Origin of the sequence: Silanimonas sp., assembly GCF_044377035.1 — a bacterium.
Taxonomy (GTDB): Bacteria; Pseudomonadota; Gammaproteobacteria; order Xanthomonadales; family Xanthomonadaceae; genus Silanimonas.
In genome coordinates this window covers 48,989-71,800 of record NZ_JBILJW010000012.1, presented here as the reverse complement: position 1 = coordinate 71,800, position 22,812 = coordinate 48,989, and the positions used below count along the sequence as shown (strand labels likewise).

General features: G+C 71.7%; 20 protein-coding genes. 11 read left to right on the top strand and 9 right to left on the bottom strand.

Annotated elements, in window-relative coordinates; translation table 11 throughout:
* Positions 1–15 precede the first annotated feature (15 nt).
* Positions 16–1,734 carry a cation:proton antiporter gene (locus tag ACIQ6S_RS08535; RefSeq protein WP_297866483.1) on the top strand — a complete coding sequence of 573 codons (1,719 nt, stop codon included), beginning with the start codon at positions 16–18 and terminating at the stop codon, positions 1,732–1,734.
* Here the strand turns inward: ACIQ6S_RS08535 and recD are convergent.
* The 6 genes from recD to ACIQ6S_RS08505 all read right to left on the bottom strand — a co-directional run bounded on the left by recD (position 1,720) and on the right by ACIQ6S_RS08505 (position 14,463).
* Entirely contained in the window at positions 1,720–3,495 is a 1,776-nt protein-coding gene (recD, locus tag ACIQ6S_RS08530; RefSeq protein ID WP_397607987.1) for an exodeoxyribonuclease V subunit alpha, read from the bottom strand. The genes ACIQ6S_RS08535 and recD overlap by 15 nt on opposite strands.
* A complete protein-coding gene (locus tag ACIQ6S_RS08525; RefSeq protein WP_397607986.1) occupies positions 3,492–7,064 on the bottom strand; it encodes a UvrD-helicase domain-containing protein in 3,573 nt (1,190 codons plus the stop codon). The genes recD and ACIQ6S_RS08525 overlap by 4 nt, the downstream gene beginning before the upstream one ends.
* The gene (locus ACIQ6S_RS08520) at positions 7,061–10,429 is read right to left on the bottom strand and encodes an exodeoxyribonuclease V subunit gamma (RefSeq protein ID WP_397607985.1); all 3,369 of its coding nucleotides are present in this window, start codon (positions 10,427–10,429) and stop codon (positions 7,061–7,063) included. Before ACIQ6S_RS08520 ends, ACIQ6S_RS08525 begins: the two co-directional genes overlap by 4 nt.
* 51 nt (positions 10,430–10,480) lie before the next feature.
* A complete protein-coding gene (locus ACIQ6S_RS08515; protein WP_397607984.1) occupies positions 10,481–11,890 on the bottom strand; it encodes an HDOD domain-containing protein in 1,410 nt (469 codons plus the stop codon).
* Between the two features lie 134 nt (positions 11,891–12,024).
* On the bottom strand, positions 12,025–14,187 hold the full coding sequence (locus ACIQ6S_RS08510; RefSeq protein ID WP_397607983.1) for a prolyl oligopeptidase family serine peptidase: 2,163 nt from the start codon (positions 14,185–14,187) through the stop codon (positions 12,025–12,027).
* Between the two features lie 45 nt (positions 14,188–14,232).
* Positions 14,233–14,463: a hypothetical protein gene (locus tag ACIQ6S_RS08505; RefSeq protein ID WP_297866489.1), complete on the bottom strand. Its 231-nt coding sequence runs from the start codon at positions 14,461–14,463 to the stop codon at positions 14,233–14,235.
* Positions 14,464–14,560: 97 nt separating this feature from the next.
* On the opposite strand from ACIQ6S_RS08505, the gene ACIQ6S_RS08500 reads away from it, so the two are divergent.
* From ACIQ6S_RS08500 to ACIQ6S_RS08470, 7 genes are all read left to right on the top strand, one after another.
* Positions 14,561–14,929, top strand: coding sequence for a YkgJ family cysteine cluster protein (locus ACIQ6S_RS08500; RefSeq protein ID WP_397607982.1), 369 nt, complete (start codon positions 14,561–14,563; stop codon positions 14,927–14,929).
* 47 nt (positions 14,930–14,976) lie between these two features.
* On the top strand, positions 14,977–16,227 hold the full coding sequence (locus tag ACIQ6S_RS08495) for a patatin-like phospholipase family protein (RefSeq protein WP_397607981.1): 1,251 nt from the start codon (positions 14,977–14,979) through the stop codon (positions 16,225–16,227).
* Between the two features lie 92 nt (positions 16,228–16,319).
* Entirely contained in the window at positions 16,320–17,645 is a 1,326-nt protein-coding gene (gene icd, locus ACIQ6S_RS08490) for an isocitrate dehydrogenase (NADP(+)) (protein ID WP_397607980.1), read from the top strand.
* A gap of 153 nt (positions 17,646–17,798) precedes the next feature.
* Positions 17,799–17,945 carry a lmo0937 family membrane protein gene (locus tag ACIQ6S_RS08485; RefSeq protein WP_297866493.1) on the top strand — a complete coding sequence of 49 codons (147 nt, stop codon included), beginning with the start codon at positions 17,799–17,801 and terminating at the stop codon, positions 17,943–17,945.
* A 31-nt stretch (positions 17,946–17,976) separates the two neighbouring features.
* On the top strand, positions 17,977–18,336 hold the full coding sequence (locus ACIQ6S_RS08480; RefSeq protein ID WP_297866494.1) for a YqjD family protein: 360 nt from the start codon (positions 17,977–17,979) through the stop codon (positions 18,334–18,336).
* Positions 18,333–18,743, top strand: coding sequence for a phage holin family protein (locus ACIQ6S_RS08475; RefSeq protein WP_397607979.1), 411 nt, complete (start codon positions 18,333–18,335; stop codon positions 18,741–18,743). The genes ACIQ6S_RS08480 and ACIQ6S_RS08475 overlap by 4 nt, the downstream gene beginning before the upstream one ends.
* Complete coding sequence (locus ACIQ6S_RS08470) at positions 18,740–19,003, top strand: YqjK family protein (RefSeq protein ID WP_397607978.1); 264 nt, start codon at positions 18,740–18,742, stop codon at positions 19,001–19,003. Before ACIQ6S_RS08475 ends, ACIQ6S_RS08470 begins: the two co-directional genes overlap by 4 nt.
* 104 nt (positions 19,004–19,107) lie before the next feature.
* Here the strand turns inward: ACIQ6S_RS08470 and ACIQ6S_RS08465 are convergent, their stop codons facing one another.
* The gene (locus ACIQ6S_RS08465; protein ID WP_397573883.1) at positions 19,108–19,566 is read right to left on the bottom strand and encodes a hypothetical protein; all 459 of its coding nucleotides are present in this window, start codon (positions 19,564–19,566) and stop codon (positions 19,108–19,110) included.
* Complete coding sequence (locus ACIQ6S_RS08460) at positions 19,563–19,727, bottom strand: entericidin A/B family lipoprotein (protein ID WP_397607977.1); 165 nt, start codon at positions 19,725–19,727, stop codon at positions 19,563–19,565. Before ACIQ6S_RS08460 ends, ACIQ6S_RS08465 begins: the two co-directional genes overlap by 4 nt.
* Positions 19,728–19,893: 166 nt before the next feature.
* On the opposite strand from ACIQ6S_RS08460, the gene ACIQ6S_RS08455 reads away from it, so the two are divergent.
* The 3 genes from ACIQ6S_RS08455 (at position 19,894) to ACIQ6S_RS08445 (ending at position 22,271) form a co-directional block, all read left to right on the top strand.
* Positions 19,894–20,634, top strand: coding sequence for a Crp/Fnr family transcriptional regulator (locus ACIQ6S_RS08455; protein ID WP_397607976.1), 741 nt, complete (start codon positions 19,894–19,896; stop codon positions 20,632–20,634).
* A gap of 130 nt (positions 20,635–20,764) precedes the next feature.
* The gene (locus ACIQ6S_RS08450) at positions 20,765–21,136 is read left to right on the top strand and encodes a hypothetical protein (RefSeq protein ID WP_397607975.1); all 372 of its coding nucleotides are present in this window, start codon (positions 20,765–20,767) and stop codon (positions 21,134–21,136) included.
* Between the two features lie 427 nt (positions 21,137–21,563).
* Complete coding sequence (locus ACIQ6S_RS08445) at positions 21,564–22,271, top strand: Crp/Fnr family transcriptional regulator (protein ID WP_397607974.1); 708 nt, start codon at positions 21,564–21,566, stop codon at positions 22,269–22,271.
* A 16-nt stretch (positions 22,272–22,287) separates the two neighbouring features.
* Here the strand turns inward: ACIQ6S_RS08445 and ACIQ6S_RS08440 are convergent, their stop codons facing one another.
* Positions 22,288–22,734 (bottom strand): hypothetical protein, encoded by a 447-nt coding sequence (locus ACIQ6S_RS08440; protein WP_397607973.1) that lies wholly within the window; start codon positions 22,732–22,734, stop codon positions 22,288–22,290.
* Positions 22,735–22,812 lie beyond the last annotated feature (78 nt).

The following is a 22,812-nucleotide window of genomic DNA, read 5'->3' as shown; positions in this document are numbered from 1 at the left end:
AAAAAAGGAGCGCCCATGCCACACGACGTGACCCTCATCATCATGCTGGCCGCGGCCTTCGGCGGCGCGCTGGTACTCGGGTGGCTGGCGCACCGCTTGCGGCTTCCGGCCATCGTCGGCTTCCTTGCCGCGGGCGTGCTGATCGGTCCGGCCACGCCGGGCTACGTGGCCGACATGGCGCTGGCCAGCCAGCTCGCCGAGATCGGCGTGATGCTGCTGATGTTCGGCGTCGGCCTGCATTTCTCGCTCGACGACCTGGTGAAGGTGCGCGGCATCGCGCTGCCGGGCGCGCTGCTGCAGATGGCGGCGGCGCTGGCGATGGGCTTCGGCTTGGCCCACTGGTGGGGCTGGCCCTGGGGCGCGGGCCTGGTGTTTGGCATGACGCTTTCGGTGGCCTCGACGGTGGTGCTGCTCAAGGCGCTGGAGGCGCGCGGCCTGCTCGAAAGCAGCGACGGCAAGATCGCCGTGGGCTGGCTGGTGGTCGAAGACCTCGTGATGGTGCTGGTGCTGGTGCTGCTGCCGGTGCTGGCCCCGCTGATGTTGCCCGAGGGTGCGGGTGCGGCCGTTTCCGGCAAGGCGCTGGGCGCGGCCATCGGCCTCACGCTGCTGAAGGTGACGGCGTTCTTCGTGGTGATGCTGGTGATCGGCCGGCGCATCTATCCGAAGCTGCTGTGGGCCGTCGCCAAGACCGGCAACCGCGAACTGTTCACGCTGGCCGTCGTCAGCTCGGCCATCGGCATCGCCGTTGGTGCTGCGGCGCTGTTCGACGTCAGTTTCGCGCTCGGCGCGTTCTTCGCCGGGATGATGATGCGCGAGTCGGACTTCAGCCATCGCGCGGCGGAGGAGTCGTTGCCGCTGCGGGACGCGTTCGCGGTGCTGTTCTTCGTTTCGGTGGGCATGCTGTTCGACCCCGCCGTGCTGGTGGAGGAGCCGTTGCGCGTGCTGGCGGTGGTGGGCGTGGTGGTGGTGGGCAAGACGATCGCGGCGATCGCCGTGGTGCGCGCGCTGCGCTACCCGTGGCGCACGGCCTTGACGGTCGGCGGCAGCCTCGCGCAGATCGGCGAGTTCAGCTTCATCCTCGCGGGGCTCGGCTTGGCGCTGGGACTGCTCGGCCAGGAGGCGATGAGCCTCGTCGTCGCCGGCGCGGTGGTGTCGATCGCGATCAATCCGCTGCTCTTCGCCGCGGTCGAGCCGCTGAAGAAGCGCCTCGAGGCGAAGGGCGCCGCACAGGCCGTGCCGCAGGACCTCTCCGACCCCTTGGCGGTGTTGCCCGATGCGGTCGACGCCGAGCGCTTGCGCGACCATGCGGTGCTGGTGGGCTACGGCCGCGTGGGCCGCGTGCTCGCCGAGCAGCTCACGGCGCGTGGCCTGCCCTTCGTGGTGGTGGAGACGCAGCGCGACCTCGTCGAGGGACTGCGTGGACGCGGCCAGCCTGCGGTACTGGGTGATGCGCAGCTTCCCGAGGTGCTGGTGCAGGCGCATCTCCACCATGCCCGCCTGCTGGTGGTCGCCGCGTCGGACCTGCTGGCGGTGCGCGGAATCGCGACCACGGCGAAGGCCCTGCGTCCGGGCATCCGCATCCTTCTTCGCACGCACAGCGCCGACGAAGCCGAGCTGTTGGCCGGCGCGAGTCTCGGCGAGGTGTTCTACGCCGAGCGTGAGCTGGCCATCGGTCTCGCGGACCGGGTCAGCGAAGTGTTCAAGGACGGCGCCGCGCCCTCAGCTGGGCACTGAGCCGGCGTCGCGCGGCGCCGCGGCCGCGAGGGCCTCCGCCAGCCGCACGTGGAGGCCGCCGGCGCGTCGCACCGGGCGGTCGAGGCAGGCGTCGATCACCGCGTCGTCGGCGTGCAGGGTGAGCGCGCGCTTGGCGCGCGAGGCGGCGGTGTAGAGGAGCTCGCGCGAGAGCACGCGGTGCTGCGGGTCCGGCGGCAGCAGCACGGCCACCTCGGAGTACTCCGAGCCCTGGCTCTTGTGCACGGTGAGCGCGAAGCCGAGATCGAAGGCGGGCAGGGCGCCGATCGGCAGGGCGCGCGCTGGCGCGATGCCGCCTTCGTCGATGCGTTCGAACCAGACGTGCAGTCGCCCATCGGCGTCGGCGAGGCAGAGGCCGACGTCGCCATTGAAGAGGCCGGTGTCGGTGTCGTTGCGGGTGACCAGCACGCGGCGGCCGGGATACCACTCGCCTTGCGCGTTCGCGCCCGCGTGGCGACGCAGCGCGGCATCGAGGCGCTGGTTGGCTTCGACACTGCCGAAGGCACCGTCGCGCACGGCGCACAGCCACTGCCGCGCCTTCAGGCCGCGCAGGGCCGCTGCGGCGAGCGTGGCCGCCTGCGCGGGATCGGCCGGCAGCACCGGCATGGCGCCATCGGCGAGCAGGGCCTCGGCCCAGTCGCGCAGGGCGGCCTGCACTGTCGCGGGCGTCGTCGTGCCGAGCACGCGCACCGCGCCCTCGCTGCGGTCGATGGCCTCGGCAAGCGCGCCGCCGTCGCCTTCGCGCAGCGCTGCGTTCACCGCCGCGAGCGCCGCTTCGGCGCGGAAGCTGTGGCGCAGCCGCACGAGCGGCGAGGCGTCCCGCGCTTCGAAGGCCTGCACGAGGTCCTGCAGCGCCGAGCCCGGCCCCACGGGGCTGAGCTGGTCGGCATCGCCCACCAGCCACAGCGCCGCGTGCGGCGGCAGGGCCTCGAGCAGGGCGTGCAGGGTTTCGAGATCGAGCATCGAGGCTTCGTCGACGACGACGAGATCGGCCTCGATGGGCCGCCCGCGATGGCGGCCGAAGGCCTGCGCGTGCGGCTGGTAGTCGAGCAGGCGATGCACGGTGAGCGCCACCGGCGCCACCGGCAGGCCCTCGCCCTCGCGCAGGGATTCCGCCAGACGCTGCGCCGCCTTGCCGGTGGGCGCGGCCACGCGCACGGCGAGCGGGGTGTCTTGCAGGCGCTGTCGCGCCATCAGCATGCGGCGCACCGTGGTGGTCTTGCCGGTGCCGGGCCCGCCGGTGAGCACGAACAGCCGCGTGCCGAGGCAGCGCCGCACCGCCTCGCGCTGCGGCGTGGTCTCGGGCGTCGACGGGCCGCCGAACAGCGCGTCCAGCGTGGCCTCGTCGATCGCGGTGGCGAGCGCGGGCAGCGTCGCCTGCACGGCCTCGGCGACGGCCGCAGCGATGGCGGTTTCCGCCTGCCAGTAGCGGCGCAGGTAGACGCGGGCGTTCCCGTCGCGGACGAAGGGCGTGTCGGCCTCGGCCGGGCCCAACCACGCACCGAGCAGGGCGTCGAGGGCGTCGGGATCCAGCGTCGGGGCGCCCAAGCGCAGCGCGTCCTCGACGGCGAGCGCGCTGTGGCCTTCGCCGGTCGCAGCGCTCAATGCGCCACCCAAGCGAGCGAGGTCTTCCGAGCCACCGTGGCTGAGCACCCAGCGGTGCAGCAGGCGGTCGATGGGTCGCCATGCCTCGGGCAGGCCGGTGGCGGAGCGGGCCATCAGCGGATGCGGCTGCGTCGTCATGCCGACGCTCCGGCGAAGAGGCGGTCGGCGCCGAGGACCAGCGGCTCCGCGAAGTGTTGCGACCACAGGCCGAGCCCGGGTGCGAGGCCGGCGGCGCGCACGAACAGGTAGATCGCCGGCCCCACGTGGGTGGCGTAGGCGTAGCGGTCGCGAAGGCGCTGGCGCAGGTAGCGATGCACGGCGAGCGTGTAGAGGAAGGCCTGGAAGCGGTAGTGGTGTGCGTCCATCGCGGCCACGAGGGCGCTCGACGTGTAGTCGGCGAGCTCGGGCAGCGCATTGGTCTTGTAGTCGAGCACGTGGAAGCGGCCCGCGTGTTCGAACACGAGGTCGATGGCGCCCACCATCGCGCCGCGCAGCCGGTCGATCGGGCCCTCGGGAATCAGCGCCGCTTCGCCGTGCGCGACGGCGAGGCGACGCAGGTCCGCCATCGAGGCTTGGTCGATGTGGAACTGGAAGGCGAGCTCGAGGGCCTGCTGCCCGGGTGCGAGCCCGCCGAGCGTGCAGGGCACGGTACTGCCGGTGGGCAGCGGCACCGCGAGGCAGCGGTCGAGCATGGCGGCGACGCGCGGCACCGCCGTGCTGAGCGGGCTGCCGTCCGAGGTGCGCACCGCGTGCTGCTCCAGCGCGCGCTGCGCGCCGGCGAGGTCGGCGGCGAAGCCCCGGCCGGGCTCGCGGGCTTCGAACAGGTCGTGGACGGCTTGGCCGAAACCGGTGCCGCGCACCGTCGCGAGCGCCTGCCAGGTCGCGAGGGCGTCGTCGTCGAAGGCAGGCGTCGGCTCGGGCGCGGGCGCGGTGTCGCGTGTCGTGTCGGTCTCGGGCGTGGTGCTGCGCTCATCGTCCGCGGCGCTGGCTTCGACGTGGCGCCGTTCACCGTGCCCGCTCAGGTTGGAGAAGCTGTAGCGGCCGGGCAGGGCGAAGCCGGCGGGCGCGGCCGGTATCGATTCGGCCGCCGTGCCGACCGCCTCGCGGGCGACATAGGGTGAATCGGGCGGCAGCGGCCAATGCGGACGCCACGCGATGCCGGGGCCCTCGCGCTCAGCCTCGGGCCAACGAGACAGCAGCGCGTCCAGCGCGGAGCGGTCGGGGTCGACTTTCGCTGGGGGTGCGTTCTTCTTCTTGCCCTGCCGCTGCGACGGCCGCTCCGGCGGCAGCGTGAACACGTGGCAGGCGTGCTCGGCGCGGGTGAGCGCGACATACAGCAAGCGGAAGCGTTCGTCCTGCAGCGCCTCCCTCGCGTCGCGGAGCGCCGAGGCCTCGAACACCGCGGCGCGGCGGCCGTCAGCGTCCTGCGAGGCGATGGCCGGCCCTTTCGGCGGACGATGCTCATGTGCCCACAGCGTGGGCAGCAGCACTACCGGGAATTCGAGGCCCTTGCTGGCGTGCAGGGTCATTAGCCGCACGCGCTTCGCATCGGACTCGAGGCGCAGGCTGCGCTCGCCGCCCGCAATCGCTTCCTCGTCCTCGCGCTGCGCCCGCATCCAATCCAGCAGCGCATCGGGCGAATGGCCCGCTTCCGCTTCCTGCTGCAGCAATTCGCCCAGATGGCGAAGGTCGGTGAGGGCGCGCTCGCCGTCCTTCTCGTCGCGGTTCGCCAGCACGGGCAAGGCGAGTTCGATCAGCGCCTGCACCACGGCCAGCACGCCGGCGCGCGACCAGCGCTGCCGAAGCGCGATGAAGCGCTCGCGCCAGGCGTCGAGCCCGCCGCTCGCTTCGAGTACGGGCAACGCTGGCGGCGTCAGGCCGAACAGCGGCGTGAGCAGGGCGGCACGCAGGGCGCCGGCGTCGCCCGGATGGCGGACGGCATACAGGGCGAGCAACAGGTCGCGCGCCCACTCGGAATCGAACACCGTCTGCCGGCCTTGCCCCGCGCAGGGCACGCCGTGGCGCTGCAGCGCGCGGCGTAGGGCCGAGACCTCGGCGTTCGACACCAGCAGCACGGCGAGGTCGCCCGGCTGTAGCGGACGGTCGCCCAAGCGATGGCGGCCCGAGGCGAGCAGATCGACCACGAGTGCGGCGCAGGCGTCGATCGCCTTCGGGCGCATCACGCTGTTGGGCAGCGCGAGATCGAGGCGGTGGAACACCAGCGGCGCCGCGATGGGCTGGCCGTTCTCGAGCAGCGGCCTCGCGTCGGCGCGGCCGGCGGCGTGCACCGGCGCGTAGGTGATCGGCGTCGTGCCGGTGCCGAGGCGCGCGCGTGCGCCGTCGAACAGCGTGTTGCAGGCGCTGACGTAGGTCGTGGACGAACGCTGGTTGGTGTCGAGCGTCAGCGTGGCATCGGCATCACGGCAGGCCGCGAGGTAGGCGGCGATATCGCCGCCGCGGAAGCTGTAGATCGCCTGCTTCGGGTCGCCCACCATCGCCAACAGGCCGCGCTTCGCGCCGGTGTTGTCGCGGTAGAGGCGGTCGAGCAGGGCGTACTGCGCGCCGTCGGTGTCCTGGAATTCGTCCACCAGCGCGATGGGCCAGCGCGCGAACACCGCGTCGGGCAGCGGCGAATCGTGCTCGCGCATCGCGCCGCTGACCTGCTCGATCAGGCGGTCGAAGCCCATCTCGCCGATCTCGAGGCTGCGGGCCTTCTGCATCGCGCGCAGCTCCGGCCACCACCACGCCCAGAACGCGCGCTCGGGGCTGGTGGCCTGTTCGATCGCGGTGACAAGGGATGCCATGCCGCATTGAAACTGGGCGTCGCGCAGCAAGCTCTCCGCCGCAGGGAGCACCCAGGCACCGAAGTCGTCCTTGGCGAGGAGAGCCGACGCATTGGCAGGCGGTTCGCCGCCGGCATCCAGGAAAGCGCACAGCGCGATCGCGGCTTTGTGCTGCGCCGATCGTGCGTCCTTGAAGTGGCCTGCCTTGACCGTCAGCGCGCGCAGCGTGGTTTCGATGGCGGGAGAGATCAGTGCTCTCAGGGCCTCGTGCGTCGGCGCTGGCGTCACCACCACACCGGGCTGCAGCAGCGCGGCAATGGCTTTCGTCAGCCCGTCGAGGGTGCTGCAGCCCTTGGGCAGCGTGCGCGCAAGCTCCGGCGGCTCGCCCGCACCGATGCGGCGCAGCAGGTCGCGGGCCATCGCCTCGAGGACGCCTCGCCCATCGCCGAGCGCCAGTGGCTGGAAGCCCTGCCGGCTCTCCAGCGGATGCGCCGAGAGGATGCGGTGGCAGAGCCCGTGCAAGGTGCCGATCGGCGCGCGGTCGAGCTGCGCGAGCGCTGCCAGCAGGTGCGTGCGGTCGGCCTCGCGTTGGCTCGGCGCGCTGGCCCAGCGCTGGCGCACCCAGGCCCGCACCGGATCTTCCGCGGCGACACCCGTGGTGGGCGCGGCCAACGGCGCCCGCGACCAGCGCAGGGCTTCTTCGACACGCTGTCGCAGGCGGGCGCCCAATTCCTGCGCGGCGGCCTCGGTGAAGGTGCTCACCACGATCTGTTCGGGCAGGGCGCGCGGGCGGCCGTCGGCGTCGTCGAGCAGCAGGCGCAGGTACAGCGCGGCCATCGTCCAGGTCTTGCCGGTGCCGGCGCTGGCGTCGATCTGCAGCCGGCCTTGCAGTGGCGCGTTGGTCCAGTCGAGGGCGACGCTCATTCGGCGTCCTCCTTGGCGCCGGTCGCGCCTGCGTCCTTGGGAAGGCACGCCACGAGCGCGCGGGCATCGTCGCGGAATCGGTCGAGGGACTCGCTGCCGGGATGCAGGTGCCAGTCGCGACCGAGCAGGCCGGCGTAGCCCGGCGCGTAGTCGCGCTCACCGGTGCTGAAGTCGGCGCCTTCCCAAGCCTTGACGATGGCTTCGTCGTCATCGGCGTCGGCGTTCGCTGCCGCCCAGCTGGTGCCCGGGCTGTAGCGACGTTCTCCAGCGAGCACGGCGGCGCGGTAAGCGACGAGGGCCTGCACCTGCGAAGTGCGCTGGGTGGCGTCCCCGGCTGCCAAGGCCTCACCCCAAGGCGCGAGGCCTTTCGCCGTCACCAGTGCAACGCGCACGGGAGCGTCGCTGCTGGCGCGCAGCGCGGCCCAGCGCAGGAAGGCGGGCACGCGCAGGCCGAAGTGCAGGTCGTTCGGGCTCTTGCCGGGCGCGGCATCCATGAGCCAGAGCGTGCCGTCCGCGGCCTCGTGCACGGCCACTTGGCCGCGCAGCTCGCCGTTCTGCAGCGCGAGGCGCACGGGACGCGATTGCGCGGGCGGCAGCGGCCAAGGCAGGGGGCCTTCGCTGGGGCGCAAGGCGGCGAGGGCTTTCTGTGCCTTCTCGGCCTCCTTCTCCCACGCCGCCTCGCCCAGTGCGCCGGGCGGCAGGCGGCCGTCGAGCCGCCACGCTTCCGGCGGCTGGTCGCTGATCGTGGTCGTGCCCTTCGCCAGCGCGTCGAGCAGCATCCGTTTCGCCCAGGCCTCGCGCGGGTCACTGCGCGGCAGCAGGGGCTCGTTCTCGTCGAGACGTTCGTCGTCGAGGGCGTCGAGACGCACGCCATACACATGTTGGAGCACCTGCTGCGCCGGTTGCTGGAAGAACCGGCAGAGCGTGTCGAGATCGAGCGCCGACGTCGGAGGCGTCGCGCCCGCGGGGGCCGCGTCATTCGTCATGGATGGCGTCTCGCTCGCGAGCGCCGCGACCAGCGCCGTCGGCTGCAGCGGCGCGCGGCGCTGCCAGGGCCACAGCCCGCTGTCCTTGTCGAACAGGGTGTGCGCTTCGTCGTCGGCAGACGCATCGCCGAAGCGTGCCAAGGTGTCGAGCAGTTCGGCCAGCGGTGCGGCCGGGTTGCGCGGCCGACCGTCGTTCGCGCCGATTCCGACGTGGCTCAGGTGCAGGCGCTCGCGCGCGGCCATCACGGTTTCGAGGAACAGGTAGCGGTCGTCGCTGGCGAGGTCGCGGTCGCCGCGCTGTGGCTTCAGGCGGCGAAGGTCGAGCCCACCGTCCTCGACGTGGCGCGGCAGCGCGCCTTCGTCCAGCCCCAGCACCGCGACCACGCGGAAGGGGATCGCACGCTGCGGCACCATGCCGCAGAAGGTGATGCCGCCGATCAGGAAGCGCTGCCGTTCGGGCACCGCCTCCAGTTTCGCCAGCAGGGCCTCGCGCACCGCGGCCCAGCGCAGCGGCGTGACGAGTCCGGCATCGCGCCATTCCTCGCGCAAGGCGACGACGAGGCCCTTCGCGGTGTCGAGCGCTTCGCGGCCTTCGGCGTCGAGTGCGGGCGCGCCGAGCAGCGCCTCGAAGCGCCGTTGCAGCGCCGCCGCCCAGTCGTCGCCGCCCTGCGCGCTGCGCCCCAGCGCCACCCACTCGCGCAACTCCAGCAGCAGGGCGTGGGCTCGGCCCAGCGCCTCGGCCACGCCCGCGTCCACGCCGTCCAAGGGCAGCACGGGCTGGCCGTCCGGCAGTGCGCGAACGCCGGGTTCGCGCCCGCCGTACACGTGCCCGGCCATCGCGCGGTCGAGGCCCCAGGCGAGGCTGTGCGTGTCGTCGTCCGGCGCGCCGAAGCGTGCGCGATCGGCGCCGTCCAGGCCCCAGGCGACGCGGGCGCGTTCGAGCGCATGGCGCAGCGTGTCGCGGTGGCCGCCGTCGAGGCCGAAGCGCATCGCCACGGCGTCGATGTCGAGCAGGTCGAGCACGCCCTGGGCCGTCAGCCGGCGCGTGGGCAGGGCCAGGGCCATATCGAGCGCGCGGTAGATCGGGTGCGTGGCCGAGAGCGGGATGTCGGCCAAGTGGTAGGGCCAGGGCCCGTCGCGACGGCCGGGCTCGCCGAACACGGCAGGAATCAGCGCGCGGTAGCGCTCGATGCGCGGCGAGACCACCACCACTTCGGCGGGCTGCAAGCCCTTGATGTCGGCGAACGCGGCGCACAGGGCGTCGTGCAGGACTTCCAGCTCGCGCAGCGGCGTGGCGCAGGCGTGGATGCGCAGGCTGGCGTCGGCGCGGGCTTCCTCGCGCGGCAGCCCCAGCGGGGGCGCGAGCGCCGCCATGTCGTTCAACAGCACGCTGCGCTGCAGACGCTGCAGCAGGGCACGCGGGGCGGGGTCGTCGGCGCGCTCTTCCCAGTCCTTCCCGCTGCGCTCTTCCAGCGCCAACTCGGCGCTTTCGAGCTCCAGCAGGAAGTGCTGGCCCAGCCGCCCCCACGCCGCCAGGAGCGGATGGTCGAGGGCGAGGAATTCACTCTCGCCGCGGTCGTCGCGGTTGAGCGCGCGTTGCATGGCTTCGCGGCCCGAGGGCAGGCCCACCCAGTGCTCGCGGCAGGGGTCGGCCACGTGGAAGACCACCGGCCGGTGCCGCGCCAGGGCGCTCAGCACGTCCAACTCCAGCGGCGGCAGATGGTTGAGGCCGAACACGTGCAGCGGGCCGTCGTCGAGCCCCGCGGGCGGCGGGCCTTCGCGCAAGCGCCGGGCCAGCGCGACGAGGCGCTCGCCGCGATGGCGGGAGGCCGGGCCGCGGCGCAGCGCACGCCACGCGCTCCGCAGCAGGGCATCGCCGGCGATGGCTTCGCGGCCTTCATCCCAGCGGCGCAGCCAGCCTTCGCGGTAGACCATCAGCGGCGACAGCGCGGCGGCGAGACGATCAGCCAGCGCGAAGGCCTCGCGGCCGTCATCGTCGCCGGCAAAGGCGGCCACCACGCGCGGGTCGTCCAGTTGCGGCAGCAGCGGCAGCAGGCGCCAGCGCAAGACCTCGCGCTGCCAGGCGCGGATGCCCAGCAGCGGCTCGCCGAGCACTCGCCGCGCGAGGCCATCCAGCCACGGGCTGGGCAGCACGATGTCGAGGTGGGCGACGATGCCGTCGCGGCGCTTGCGGGCCAGACCATCGCGCAGCCAATGGCGCAGGCCCGGATGCCCCACCAGCACGGTCTGTGGCGCCAGCAACGACGCCGGCGGCAGGTGCGACAGCAGGGCCTCGAGGGGATCGAGCAGGGCTTCCAGCCGACTGGCCCGGAACAGCCAGAGGCCGCGTTCCGGGTCGATGGTCCATTCGTTGCGCATAGGGCCGAACGATACCCGATGGGATTCGCACGGCCTGAGACGTCGGCGCGCCTACTTCACGTGGCCGAGGGCGAGATTGGCCTGCTGCAGCAGCAGCGCGAACAGCGTGCGCGCGTCGTGCTCGATGGCATCGCCGCTGACGGCGCGGTCGGCATGCAGCAGGCCGAGCACGCGGCCATCGACCACCAGCGGCCCGAGCAAGGCCTCCCGGGCGCCGAGGCGAGGCAGCCAGCGGCCGGTGTCGGGCGCCGTTGCGGTGAGGTGCTGCACGCGCGGCTGGGCCAGCAGATCGAGCAGGTGGCCGCAGTCGCGCAGTGCCACCGGGAATGGGGCCGCGAAGGCTTGGCGCTGCGCGGCCAGTGCCGAGCGCAAGCGCAGTTCGGTGCGGTCCGGGGAGAGCAGGGCGAACAGCACGCGGTCGAAGCCGGCAGCGCGCTGCAGGCCTTCCATCACCATCGACAAAGCGACGCCCGGATCCACGCGGCCACTGGCCTGAAGCTCGGCGAGGTCGCGCAGCACGTCCAGCCCGAGCGCGGCATCGGCGCGGGCCGGTGCGGCCGGCGCGTCGCTGCCGGGCTCGTCGAGGCGCCGCGGCACCGGCAACAGGGCGCGCACCGCGGGATCGAACAGCTCGTCGACGAGGGTGTCGCCCTGTTTGGCCTGGGCGGCCACCTGCTCGCGCAACATCGCGGCATCGAGGTCGAAGGCCTTGGCGGCTTCCGCGAGCGCGTGGTCGAAGTCCTCGCGGCGTCCGCCCGGTTCGAGGGCATCCACCCAGCGCCGCGCGAGGCCGGCGGCGAGCCGACCCGGCGTGTCGGCATCGCCCACCAGCAGGGGTGAGAGGCGAAGCTCGGCGTTCAGCACCAGCGAGAGGTCGTCGAGATCGAGGTCGATGTCGGTCCGCACGCGCTGCGCGGCCTGAAGCGGCGACTCCGCCGCATCCTGCCGCCACGCGGGCAGCCACTGCGGCACGACGCTCCAGAAGGCGAGGTGGCCGATGTCCTGCAGCAGTGCGGCGATGAACACTTCCTCCGGCGCGTCGATGCCCGCCGTCTCGGCAAGCGCACGGGCCTGCACCGCGGTCCGCAGGGCGCGTGCGGCCTCGGCGGCGGCCTGTGCGCAGCCGGCGTGCCGGCCGCCGAGCACATCGAGCACGGCAATGCCGAGCGCGATCTCGCGCACCACGTCGAAGCCCAGCAGGGCGACCGCGCGGCTCACGGTGCGGATGCGCTGGCCGTGCGGGTTGTGCAGGCGGCTGGAGGCGAGCCGCAGCACGCGCGTGGTCATGCCGGCATCGCGCAGGATCAGCGCGGCGAGGTCGGTGCCCGAGGTGTCGTCATCGCGCGCGCACTCGCTGATGCCCTGCGCCGTGCGCGCCAAGGCGGGCAACTGCTGCGCGAGCAGCGCTTTGGCCCAGCCGGCCGTGCCTTGCGGGAGTCCGCTGCGTTCCGAACCGGCCATGGGAGGGTCCTGCGGGCGGCACCCGCGCGAGGGGAGGACGCCCCGAGACTAGCCCTCCGAACGGCGCCCGACAGCGGCGACCTGTCAACCTCGGTGACAGGCCGCCGAAACGCCGATCGCGTCGCGTCCCGGCCTCAGGGGGCCGGTGTCCGCGGGTGCTTGATCTCGAACGGCGGCACCGCGTCGTCCGGGCTGAAGCCGAACACCGCGCCGTAGAACGCCAGCTCGGCCTCCTGAGCGCGGATGATGTTCTCCGCCTTGCGGAAGCCGTGCTGCTCGCCCTCGAACTCGAAGTAGGCGTGCATCACGCCCTTGGCGTCGAGCGCCTCGACGATCTTGCGGCTCTGGTCGGGCGTGACGATGCGATCCTCGGAGCCTTGGAACGTGATCAGCGGTTCGCTGAAACCGTCGAGGTGGAAGATCGGCGAGCGCGCGCGGTACAGCGCTTCGTCCGGCGGGCCGACCAGTGAGACGTCGTACTTGCTCTCGAACTTGTGGCTGGTGGCGGCGAGCCCGGCGATGTCGCTGACGCCGAAGTAGTTGGCGCCCGCCTTGAAGCGGTCGGTGAAGGCCAGTGCCGCGAGCGTGGTGAAGCCGCCGGCGCTGCCGCCGCGGATGGCCACCTTGTCCGCGTCGACCTTGCCCTGCGCCACGAGGAAATCCACGGCCGCCACGGCGTCCTGCACGTCGACCACGCCCCACTGCCCGTTGAGGCGCTTGCGGTAGTCGCGGCCGTAGCTGGTGGAGCCACCGTAGTTGACGTCGACGATGGCGAAGCCGCGGCTGGTCCAGTACTGGCGCGACAGCGAGAACGTCGGCTTCGACACCGAGGTGGGGCCGCCGTGGATGGTGACGATCAGCGGCGGCTTCTCGCCGTCCGGCCCGCGGAAGCCCGGGTTGGTCGGCGGGTAGTAGGTGGCGTGCGCGGTACGCGCCGCGCCGTCCGGGCCAGCGGCGGTCGGGAACTCGATGCGCTCGCCTACCGAGACGAGTTCGCGCGGGATGCCGAGTGCGTTCGGCTGGTGCAGGCGTTCGACCGCGCCGGTGGCCGGCGTCACCGCGAGGATGGCGCCTTCATCGGCGGCGGCCGCCGCGCTGGTGATGATCCGGCCTTGCGCATCGAGCGACACATCGCCGAAAGCGACGAAGGGCAGGTCGATCGCGCGGTAGGCGCCGCTGGCGAGGTCGAGTTCACCGAGTTCGTCGACGGCGTTGAGGCTGGTGCGCACATAGGCCTTGCCATCGCCGGCGAGCACGTAGGTCTGCATGCCGAGCGACCACAGCGCGCCGCCGAACTCGCGTTCCATCGGGGCCACGGCGCGCGCGGCGCTGCCGTCCCAGGCGTAGAGGTTCCACCAGCCGCTGGTCTCGTCGATGAAGTACAGCGTGCCGTCTGCGTCCCACTGCGGCTCGAGCACGGCGGTCTCGCCGCCGGCCACGCGCTGCGGTTCGCCCAGGGAGCCGTCGGCGGCCACCGCGGCCACGTGCAGCGTCGTGCGGTCCCACGGCATGTCCGGGTGGTTCCAGACGATGAAGGCGAGCTTCGCGCCGTCGGCGGAGAGCCGCGGATAACCGACGAAATCGGTGCCGGTGAACAGCACGGTGCCGGCCGCCGCCGTCGAGGCGGCATCGTGTGCGGCCAGCGCGTCGGCATCGGGGACGGTCACGCGCACGATCTCGTTGCGCTCCTCGCCGTTGGCCTGCTTCGTGGCCTCGGTGTGGTCCTCGCGCACGCAGACGAGCGCGCCGCGCGCGGCATCGACCACGCAATCGCTGTACTGGTACTTCTCCGGCGTGATCGCCACCGGCGCGGCCTCGCCCTGCTGCAGGTAGAGGCGCTGGTCGGCGAAGTTCGCGAAGACGATGCGTTCGCCCATCACCCAGTAGCTGCTGCCGCCGTACTCCTGCACGCGGGTGCGGACGCTGAAGCCCTCGGGCGTCAGCGTGGCGGGCTGGCCGTCGGCGCCGAGGGTGCGCAGCACCTGGCGGCCGCCCTCGTCCGGGCGGCTCTCACGCCAAAACACCTTGCCGTCGAAAACCCGCACGTCGCTGGTGCCGACCGCGGCGTTGGCGAGGTCGCCGGCGGCGATCGGGCTGGCCCAGCTGCCGAAGGGCGCCGCGGTGACGGGCAAGGGGCTGCCGCCTGCGGTGTCAGCGCCGCCCGCGCTGTCGCCACCCCCGCCCACGACACCGGTGCAGCCGGTGGCGAAGAGCCCGGTGCCCAGCGCCAAGGCGAGCGCGCGACGCGCGGGCAATGAACGCGGGAAGGACGAAGGCGAGGGGCGATGGGGTGACATGGAGGGTCCTCGGTAGTGAGGACCCCACTGTGCCAGAGCCGGGCCTCAGAGCCGCGTGCGCGAACGCAGCCAGCGCACCGCTTCCTCGCGGCAGCCCAACAGCTGCGCGGCCATGAACACCGACTCCACGCCGCCGCGGGCGCGCAGCCAGGTGTCGCGGTCCTCCCACACCCGACGCGCCCAGATCAGGGCGTCCTCGCCATCGAGGCGCGGCGCGGTGTCGCGCTCGCCGTCGAGGCGGGGCAGGGGGTTGGCGGCGGAGGTCCGGAAGTTCATGGATCCAGACTGCGCGCCCTCGGCCGACCCCACAGTCAGCCGTCGTCGGACGCTCGTGTACGAAAATGCTGACCCAGCCTCGCGACATCCACCGCTCATGGCCGCCCCGATCCACCCTTGCCAACGCTGTGGTGCCTGCTGCGCGGCGTTTCGCGTGGCCTTCCACTGGAGCGAGTCGGCGCCGCACTCCCCCTCGGGCCCCGACGAGGCGCTGACGGTGCAGGTGCGTCCTTTCGAGGTCGCCATGCGCGGCACCGAGGCCGGCACGGCCCTGCGCTGCGTGGCCTTGCAGGGCGACGTGGGGCGCGCCGTCACCTGCGCGATCTACGACCGTCGCCCTTCGCCCTGCCGGGCGCTGCAGGCCGCATGGGAGAACGGCGAGCCCAGCCCGCAATGCGACCGGGCACGGGCCCGCCACGGACTGCCACCGCTGACGCCGGCCGACTTCACGACGGGCGCGGGCTGAGCGCACACTCCGGCGACGCCGCCCCGTCGTGTGGCCGAGGAGCTGTGATGGCCGAGACGCCGACCCGCCGCCCGCCCATCACGGGACTCGTCCTCACCGGCGGCGGCGCGCGCGCGGCCTACCAGGCCGGCGTGCTGCGCGGCATCGAACGCATCCGCACGGAGTGCGGCGCCTCCCACGGCCCGACCGGCAACCCCTTCGCGGTGATGACCGGCACCTCCGCGGGTGCGATCAACGCCGCGGCCTTGGCGAGCTATGCCGACGAGTATCCGAAGGCGGTCGAACGCCTGCATCGCATCTGGCACGGCTTCCAAGCGCACCACGTGTACCGCGCCGACGCTTTCGGCGTGGTCCGCAGCGGCGCACGCTGGCTGACGCTGTTCACCGTCGGCTGGGCGGTGGCGCGCTGGCGGCGCGCCAAGCCGAAGTCGCTGCTCGACAACACGCCCTTGGCCGAGCTGCTGGCCGAGCTGCTGCCGCTGGAGCGCATCCCCTCGCTGGTGCAGCGCGGCGTGCTGCGAGCCTTCGCGGTCACCGCCTCGAGCTACACGGCCGGCACCCACGTCACGTTCTACGACGCGGCAGACGCGCAGAAGCCGTGGGTGCGCTCGCAGCGTGTCGCCGTGCCGGGGCGCATCACACTGCCGCACCTGCTGGCCTCGTCCGCGATCCCCTTCGTGTTCCCCGCGCAGTCCTTGCCGTTCGACGGCCAGGACCACTGGTTCGGCGACGGCTCGATGCGGCAAACGGCGCCGCTTTCGTCGGCCATCCATCTCGGCGCCGATCGCCTGCTGGTGATCGGTGCGGGACGCCTGCACGAGCCGCCCGGCGAGAAGCGCGCCGCGGGCGGCTACCCGACGCTGGCGCAGATCGGCGGCCACGCGCTGTCGAACATCTTCCTCGATGCCCTTGCCGTGGACATCGAGCGCGCCCAGCGCATCAATGCCACGCTTTCGCTGCTGCCCGCCGAACTGCGCGCGCATTCCATGCTGCGGCCGCTGGAGATGCTGGTCATCTCACCCAGCCAGCGCCTCGACGATATTGCAGTGCGGCATATCGCCGCCCTGCCATCGCCCGTGCGCACCATGCTGCGTGCCGTCGGCGTCAGCCAGAGCATGGGCGAAGCGCGCGGCACCGGCGCCGGTGGCGGCGCACTGGCCAGCTACCTGCTTTTCGAGTCCGATTTCACCCGCGAGCTGATCGCCCTCGGCGAAGCCGACGTGCTGGCCCGTGCCGACGAGGTGCGGGCGTTCTTCCACTGGCCGGCCAGCGGCGTGGCGCTGCCCGGCGCCGCCTGAGGCCATCTGCTCACGTCGAATTAACCCCCGGCGCTTTCCCCCGGCGCCCCGGAACCGCGACAATGCCGGTTCACGCGCTCACTGGAGGCCCCATGTCGCACACGCCCACGCCGCCCGCCGGCGGCGAGAAGATCACCATCCAAGGCGGGAAGCTCCACGTCCCGAACCACCCGATCGTTCCCTTCATCGAAGGTGACGGCATCGGCCCGGACATCTGGCGCGCCTCGGTGCGCGTGCTCGATGCGGCCGTGGCCAAGGCCTACGGCGGCGCGAAGAAGATCCACTGGATGGAAGTGCTGGCCGGCGAGAAGGCCTTCAACCTGACGCAGAACTGGCTGCCCGACGCCACCGTCGACGCCTGCCGCGACTACCTCGTCAGCATCAAGGGCCCGCTGACCACGCCCGTTGGCGGCGGCATCCGCTCGCTCAATGTCGCGCTGCGCCAGATGCTCGACCTCTACGTCTGCCTGCGCCCGGTGCGCTGGTTCGACGGCGTGCCCTCGCCGGTGAAGCGCCCGCAGGACACCGACATGACGATCTTCCGTGAGAACACGGAGGACATCTACGCCGGCATCGAGTTCGAGCCGGGCTCGCCCGACGCGCAGAAGGTGCTCGACTTCCTCGCCAAGGAATTCCCGAAGCCCTTCGACAAGATCCGTTTCGGCACGCAGGCGAAGAACGATGCGTGGACGAAGCAGCTCGAGTCGATCGGTTCGCCGGCGCGTTCGCTCCCGGTGCAGGTCGGCATCGGCATCAAGCCGGTCAGCTACCTCGGCACCGAGCGCCTCGTGCACAGCGCCATCGGCTACGCGATCCAGAACAAGCGCAAGTCGGTGACGCTCGTCCACAAGGGCAACATCATGAAGTTCTCGGAAGGCGCCTTCCGTGACTTCGGTTACCACGTGGCCCGCGAGTTCTACGGCGCCGTGCCGCTGGACGGCGGCCCGTGGCACGTCATTCCGGAAGGCAAGCCGGGTGCCGGCCTCGTCATCAAGGACGCGATTGCGGATGCCTTCCTGCAGCAGATCCTGCTGCGCCCGAAGGACTACGACGTCGTCGCCACGCTGAACCTCAACGGCGACTACCTCTCCGACGCCCTCGCCGCGCAGGTCGGCGGCATCGGCATCGCGCCGGGCGCCAACATCAACTACGTCACCGGCCACGCGGTATTCGAGGCCACGCACGGCACCGCGCCGAAGTACGCCGGCCAGGACAAGGTCAACCCGGGCTCGGTCATCCTCTCCGGCGAGATGATGCTGCGCTACATGGGCTGGACCGAAGCCGCCGACGCCATCATCAAGGCGATGGACGGCGCGATCGGCAGCAAGCGCGTCACCTACGACTTCGCCCGCCTCATGGAAGGTGCGACCGAAGTGAAGTGCAGCGAGTTCGCCGACGAGATCATCAAGCATCTCTGATCGGAAACGCCGACATCGCGACACCAGAACGGGGCGCTCCATGCGCCCCGTTTTTTTTTGCTGCGTGCGCCACCGCACCGTCATTCCGAAGGGCCCAGCGCATCCTCCATCGACCGCCGCGATGCCTCCATCGGGCGCACCGGAGCCGCCCCCATGCTCGAGACCGTCGCCATCCTGCTCATCCTTCTGTGGGCCTTGGGCTACTTCACGGCCTACACGATGGGCGGCTTGATCCACCTGCTGCTCGTCATCGCCGTGGTGATCATCGTCATCCGGCTGCTGCGCGGACAGCGCGTATGAACCTCGTTTCCTTCCCCCCAGGAGTCTCCCCATGAATCCCCTCGAAAAGACCCTCGACAAGTCCAATGCCATCGTCACCGACCGCAGCGCACCGTCGCTGTCGATGGAACCGCTGATCGCCGATGTCCGCACCGCGATGTCGGACGCCGAGGCGCTGCTGAAGGCCACCGCGCAGCACGGCGGTGAAGCCCTCGACGGCATCCGTGCCCGCACGCGCGAGTCGATGCGCACCGTGAACCTGCGGATCGCCGATGCCCAGCAGGCCGTCGCCACGCAGGCGCGTGACGCGGCCAAGGCCACGGACCGCTACGTGCACCAGAACCCATGGACCGCCATCGGCATCGGTGCCGGCGTCGGCCTTCTGATGGGCTTCCTGTTGCGGCGCCGGTGAGCGAGGTGGTCGCGGACGGCGCATCTCTACCCCGTCGGCGCGGCCTGATGGCCGCGCTGGCAGACCTCGCAGCCACGATGGTGGCGATCGCGAAAACGCGGCTCGCCTTGATGGAAGTCGACCTCGACCAGGCGCTCTTGCGCCTGGTCGTTTTGTTGTCGTGGTGCGCCGCTGCGTTGTTCGCGTTCGTGTTGGCCGTCGCGGCCGGCTTGGCTGCCGCCGTACTCGCTGTCGCCAGCGAGGACCGGGTCGCCGTGCTCGTCGGCGCGGCCTTTGTCCTTCTGCTCCTCGGGGCGGCCTCCGTGGCCGTGGCCCTGGAGCGCATTCGCCGCGCGCCGCGCTGGTTCGCGGCCACGCTCGAGGAACTGGGCAAAGACCAAGCCATCCTGCGCGCCTCGCCGCCATGAGCTCGCGTTTGGCGGTTCGTCAGGGCGAGCTCGCGGCGCAGGCCCAAGCCCAGCGCATCCAACTCGCCGTCCAGTGCGTCCAATGCTCGGGCCCGCTGCGCACGGCCGATCGCGTCATGGCCGGCGTGGACTTGGCCCGGCGGTATCCGATCGTGAGCCTGCTCGCCCTGCTGCTCGCGATCCGGCTGTGGGCGCCTGCGCGCAAGCTCGGGCTGTTTCCGCTGTTGGGCCTGATCGCGAGGCGTTGGATGGCGGCATGAGACGACCTGCCAGCGACAGACCAAGGATCGCCAACGACGACGGGGCCCTGCAAAGGGCCCCGTCCGATCGCACCGGCAGCGGCAATCCGCCGCCAGTCTGTCCCTCAGTCCTGGCGTTTCGCCTCCGCCAGCGCGGCATCGCGGTCGGCAATGGCCCGTGTCTCCTCCACCGCACGCGTTGCATCGACCTCGCTCTTGCAGGCTGTCCGGTCGACGCCGCCGAGGGCCTCGCACTTCTCCATGGCCACACGCGCTCGGGCGTCCGCTTCCTTCGTCGCGAGGGTGAAGTTCGCTTCCGCCCTCTCGGCGAGGACGTCCGCGGTCGCGGAGCCCATGTCGTCCTGCGCGTCGATCATGGCCTCGTCGCGCTTCTGTTCCGCATCGACGAGTTCCTCGTCCGCCTCCTCCATGGAGACCGCCGCTTCGTCGCGGGCTTCGGCAATGTCATCGCTGGCTTCCGCGCGTTCGGTGGCGAGGTCTTCCGCAGCGTCCGAGCGCGATTTCTGGCATCCGGCCGAGAGCACGAGTGCCAAGCCGATGATCGGGATCAGGGTCGTTCTCACAGGAATGCTCCTTCGCGGCCGTCGTCTTTCTTTTCGTCGGCCATGTGCTGCTCGGCTTCGTCCTGGATCTTGTCGCCGACGGCTTCGGTGTCCTTGCCGACGCCGCGCATCGTGTTGCACGCGCCCAGCATCAGCGTGGCCGCCAAGGCCAGGCCGATCATCAGGACGTTCCGGGGGTGGGGGGATCGGGGGGTCATGGCAGGCTCCGCTGGTCGAGGGGAGGCCAGCATTGCCTCAATCCGGGCCCGCGTCGGTGCGGCGCCACACACACGCCTGTGTTCGATACCGCACATAGGACACGAGGAGGGGGGCGTATGCTCGATGGGCATGCCCAACGCCCCCCGACCCGAACGGAACCACCTCCTCGATGCCTTGCCCGATGCGGTGCGGCAGCGCCTGTTTCCGAAACTCGAACGCGTGCCGCTCCCGCTCGGGAAAGTGCTCTACGAGTCCGGCGATACGATGCGCTACGCCTACTTCCCCACGGACAGCATCGTCTCCTTGCTCTACGTGCTGGAAGACGGCGCCTCCGCGGAGATCTCGGTGGTCGGCAACGAAGGCATGGTCGGCGTCGCGCTGTTCATGGGCGGCGCCAGCACGCCGAGTCGCGCGGTGGTGCAGAGTGCGGGCTGGGCCTATCGCCTCGCCGGCCCAGTACTGATGGAGGAGTTCAATCGCCACGGCGATCTGCTCCTGTTGCTGCTGCGCTACACCCAGGCGCTGCTCACCCAGATGGCCCAGACCGCGGTCTGCAACCGCCACCATTCCATCGACCAGCAGCTCTGCCGTTGGCTGCTGCTCTCCGTTGATCGTCTCGACGGCCCTGTTCTCCAGATGACGCAGGAGCTGATCGCCAACATGCTGGGGGTGCGCCGCGAGGGCGTCACCGAAGCGGCGGGCAAGCTTCAGAAACAGGGGCTGATCGAGTACAGCCGTGGGCACATCACCGTGCTGGATCGCCCGGGGCTCGAGGCGCGCTGCTGCGAGTGCTACGCCGTCGTCAAGCACGAGTACGACCGCTTGTTGCACTACGTGCCCTCAAGCGTTCCGCACACGCCCGCCCGCTAGGCGGGAGCGTCGTCGACCATCGCTGCGTGGCGTAGCGCACCGATGTTCTTCCACGGGAAGCGCAGTCTCGATGTCCGGCCCACGCCGGCCCGCCGCCTCCTGGCCCGGGAACCCCTATCGAGACCCCCCCATGACCACCTCAAAGAACACGCATGAAGTCCCCGCCAAGGGCGCAATGCCGCAGCCCACGCCGGCGTTCAATCTCCCCGATGGCGAGGCGCTCTCCCACGCCGCCGCCGCGGCCCCGACCGCTGCCAAGGGCGACGATGCCCTGATGGGCCAGCCGTCCGACATCACCGCGAAGTCGAAGGGCGGCCGCGGCCCGTGGAGCACCCAGGTGGGTGCGGCACGCGCGGAATGGACCAAGATCAGCGCCGACGAACTGCTGAAGACCAACGGCCAGGCGGCCGATCTCGCGTCGCTCGTCGAGAAGCGCTACGGCGTCAAGCGCTCGGAGGCCGACGGCCAAGTGGCGCGATTCCTCGCGCGCCACACCGTCTGACGCTGTGCCCTCCACGAACGCCCGGGTCGGTCGGATGAAGACCTATGGACATCGTCGGCGCGTTCCTGTGCGGAGCGCGCCCTGTCCCGGCGAACGGGAGGAGCGTCGCGCCACGAGTCCGGCGCTGCGCTGCGATCGAAAGACGCCGGGTGGCGTCTGCAGAAGCCCGTGGAGCAGTCTGGAGCCGATTCGATGACCGCCGAGCACGAGGGGGTCCATCCGCTGCCGCGGGTGGGCCCCGTACCGATGATTCACTGGGAAAACGGACGGGCGTGCGCCGGCCCTCGGCCGACGCGCCCCGTCGTGTTGCCCGAGAGGGCGATCGCCCCGAGTGAAGAGGCGCTTTCCGCCCAGCCCCCACTGTCGCGAGGTTCCGGCGACGCCTGACGGAGGGCGTCCCTCCTCCGATGCCCACGAGGAAACGCCCTTGGCCATCCCGAAACCTTCGCGTCGTGGCAACGCCCTGTTGGGCCAGTTGCCTCGCGCCCTCGGCGAGCGGTTCCTGGCGCAATGCGACGAGGTTGAACTGACCGTCGACGAGCCCTTGGTCTTCGCCGGTCGGCGCCATCCCCAAGTCCACTTCCCGCAGGGCGGCCTGATCGGCTTGCTCGCCCACGTGCACGGGCATGAGGCGCTGGAAGTCGCCGTGATCGGCCGCGAAGGCGTCGATGGCGCGATGCTGGCCTTGGGTGGTGCGCCGTCGGCGACGCGCTCCGTCGTCCTCGTCGGAGGTCGCGCATGGCGGATCGGCGTGCCGCGATTCCGCGCCGAGCTGGACGCCAGTGCGACCCTGCGGCAGCTCGTGGACCAGTCGGTGACGCGCCTGTTCGCGCAGGTCGCGCAGGCCGTTCCCTGCACGCGCTTCCATTCGCTGCCCTCGCGCCTCGCGCTATGGCTGCTGCGCGCGCAGGACCGGTTGGGAGGCTCGGAGCTCCGCTTCACCCACCTGCGCCTCGCCGCGCTGTTGGGCGTGCAGCGCAGCGCCGTCACGATCGCTGCGGGGCAACTGCATCGCGCCGGGATCATCCGCTACGCGCGCGGCGAGCTGCAGATCCTCGACCGCGATCGCCTCGAGGCTGCCGCCTGCGCCTGCTATGCCGTCGGCCGTCGCCAGCGCGCGCGCGTCATGCCCTGAAGCGTCGCGCGGCGTCTCAGGAGTCGCGGCCGCCGAGCACGTCCAAGGCCCAGGCGGTCGCCCCGGCCTCGTCGTCGAAGCCACGGAAGGGAACGTCGATGGCGGCGTAGATCGCCGTGATTCTCGGCAACATCAGCGCCCAGCCCTCGACCTCGCCGTCCTTCACCCAGGCCGCGCCGATCTGTCGGGACGGGCCGAGCCTTCGGCTGCGCACGCTGGTGTCCAGCGCCGCCCACGCGTCGGGCGGGGCGAGGATGCTGCGGCTCATGCGCGCGATCACCACGAAGCGCCCGCCGGGTTCGACGCCCGCCACCAGTTGCGCCATGCGCCGCGCGTAGGCGGCCACGGCCTCGACGTTGAATGGGCCTGCGCCAGCGGCGCGGATGATCGCGCCGTCCTTCACCACCTCGATATCGCCGTGGGCGGGGAACGGTCCCGTTCCGGGTTCGGAAGGCTCTGGCACGAAGGACTCGCCCGTGACGTGGGGAGGCCGAGACTAGCGCGTTGGCTCAGCCTAGGGCGTCGTCGAGGTGTCGACGCG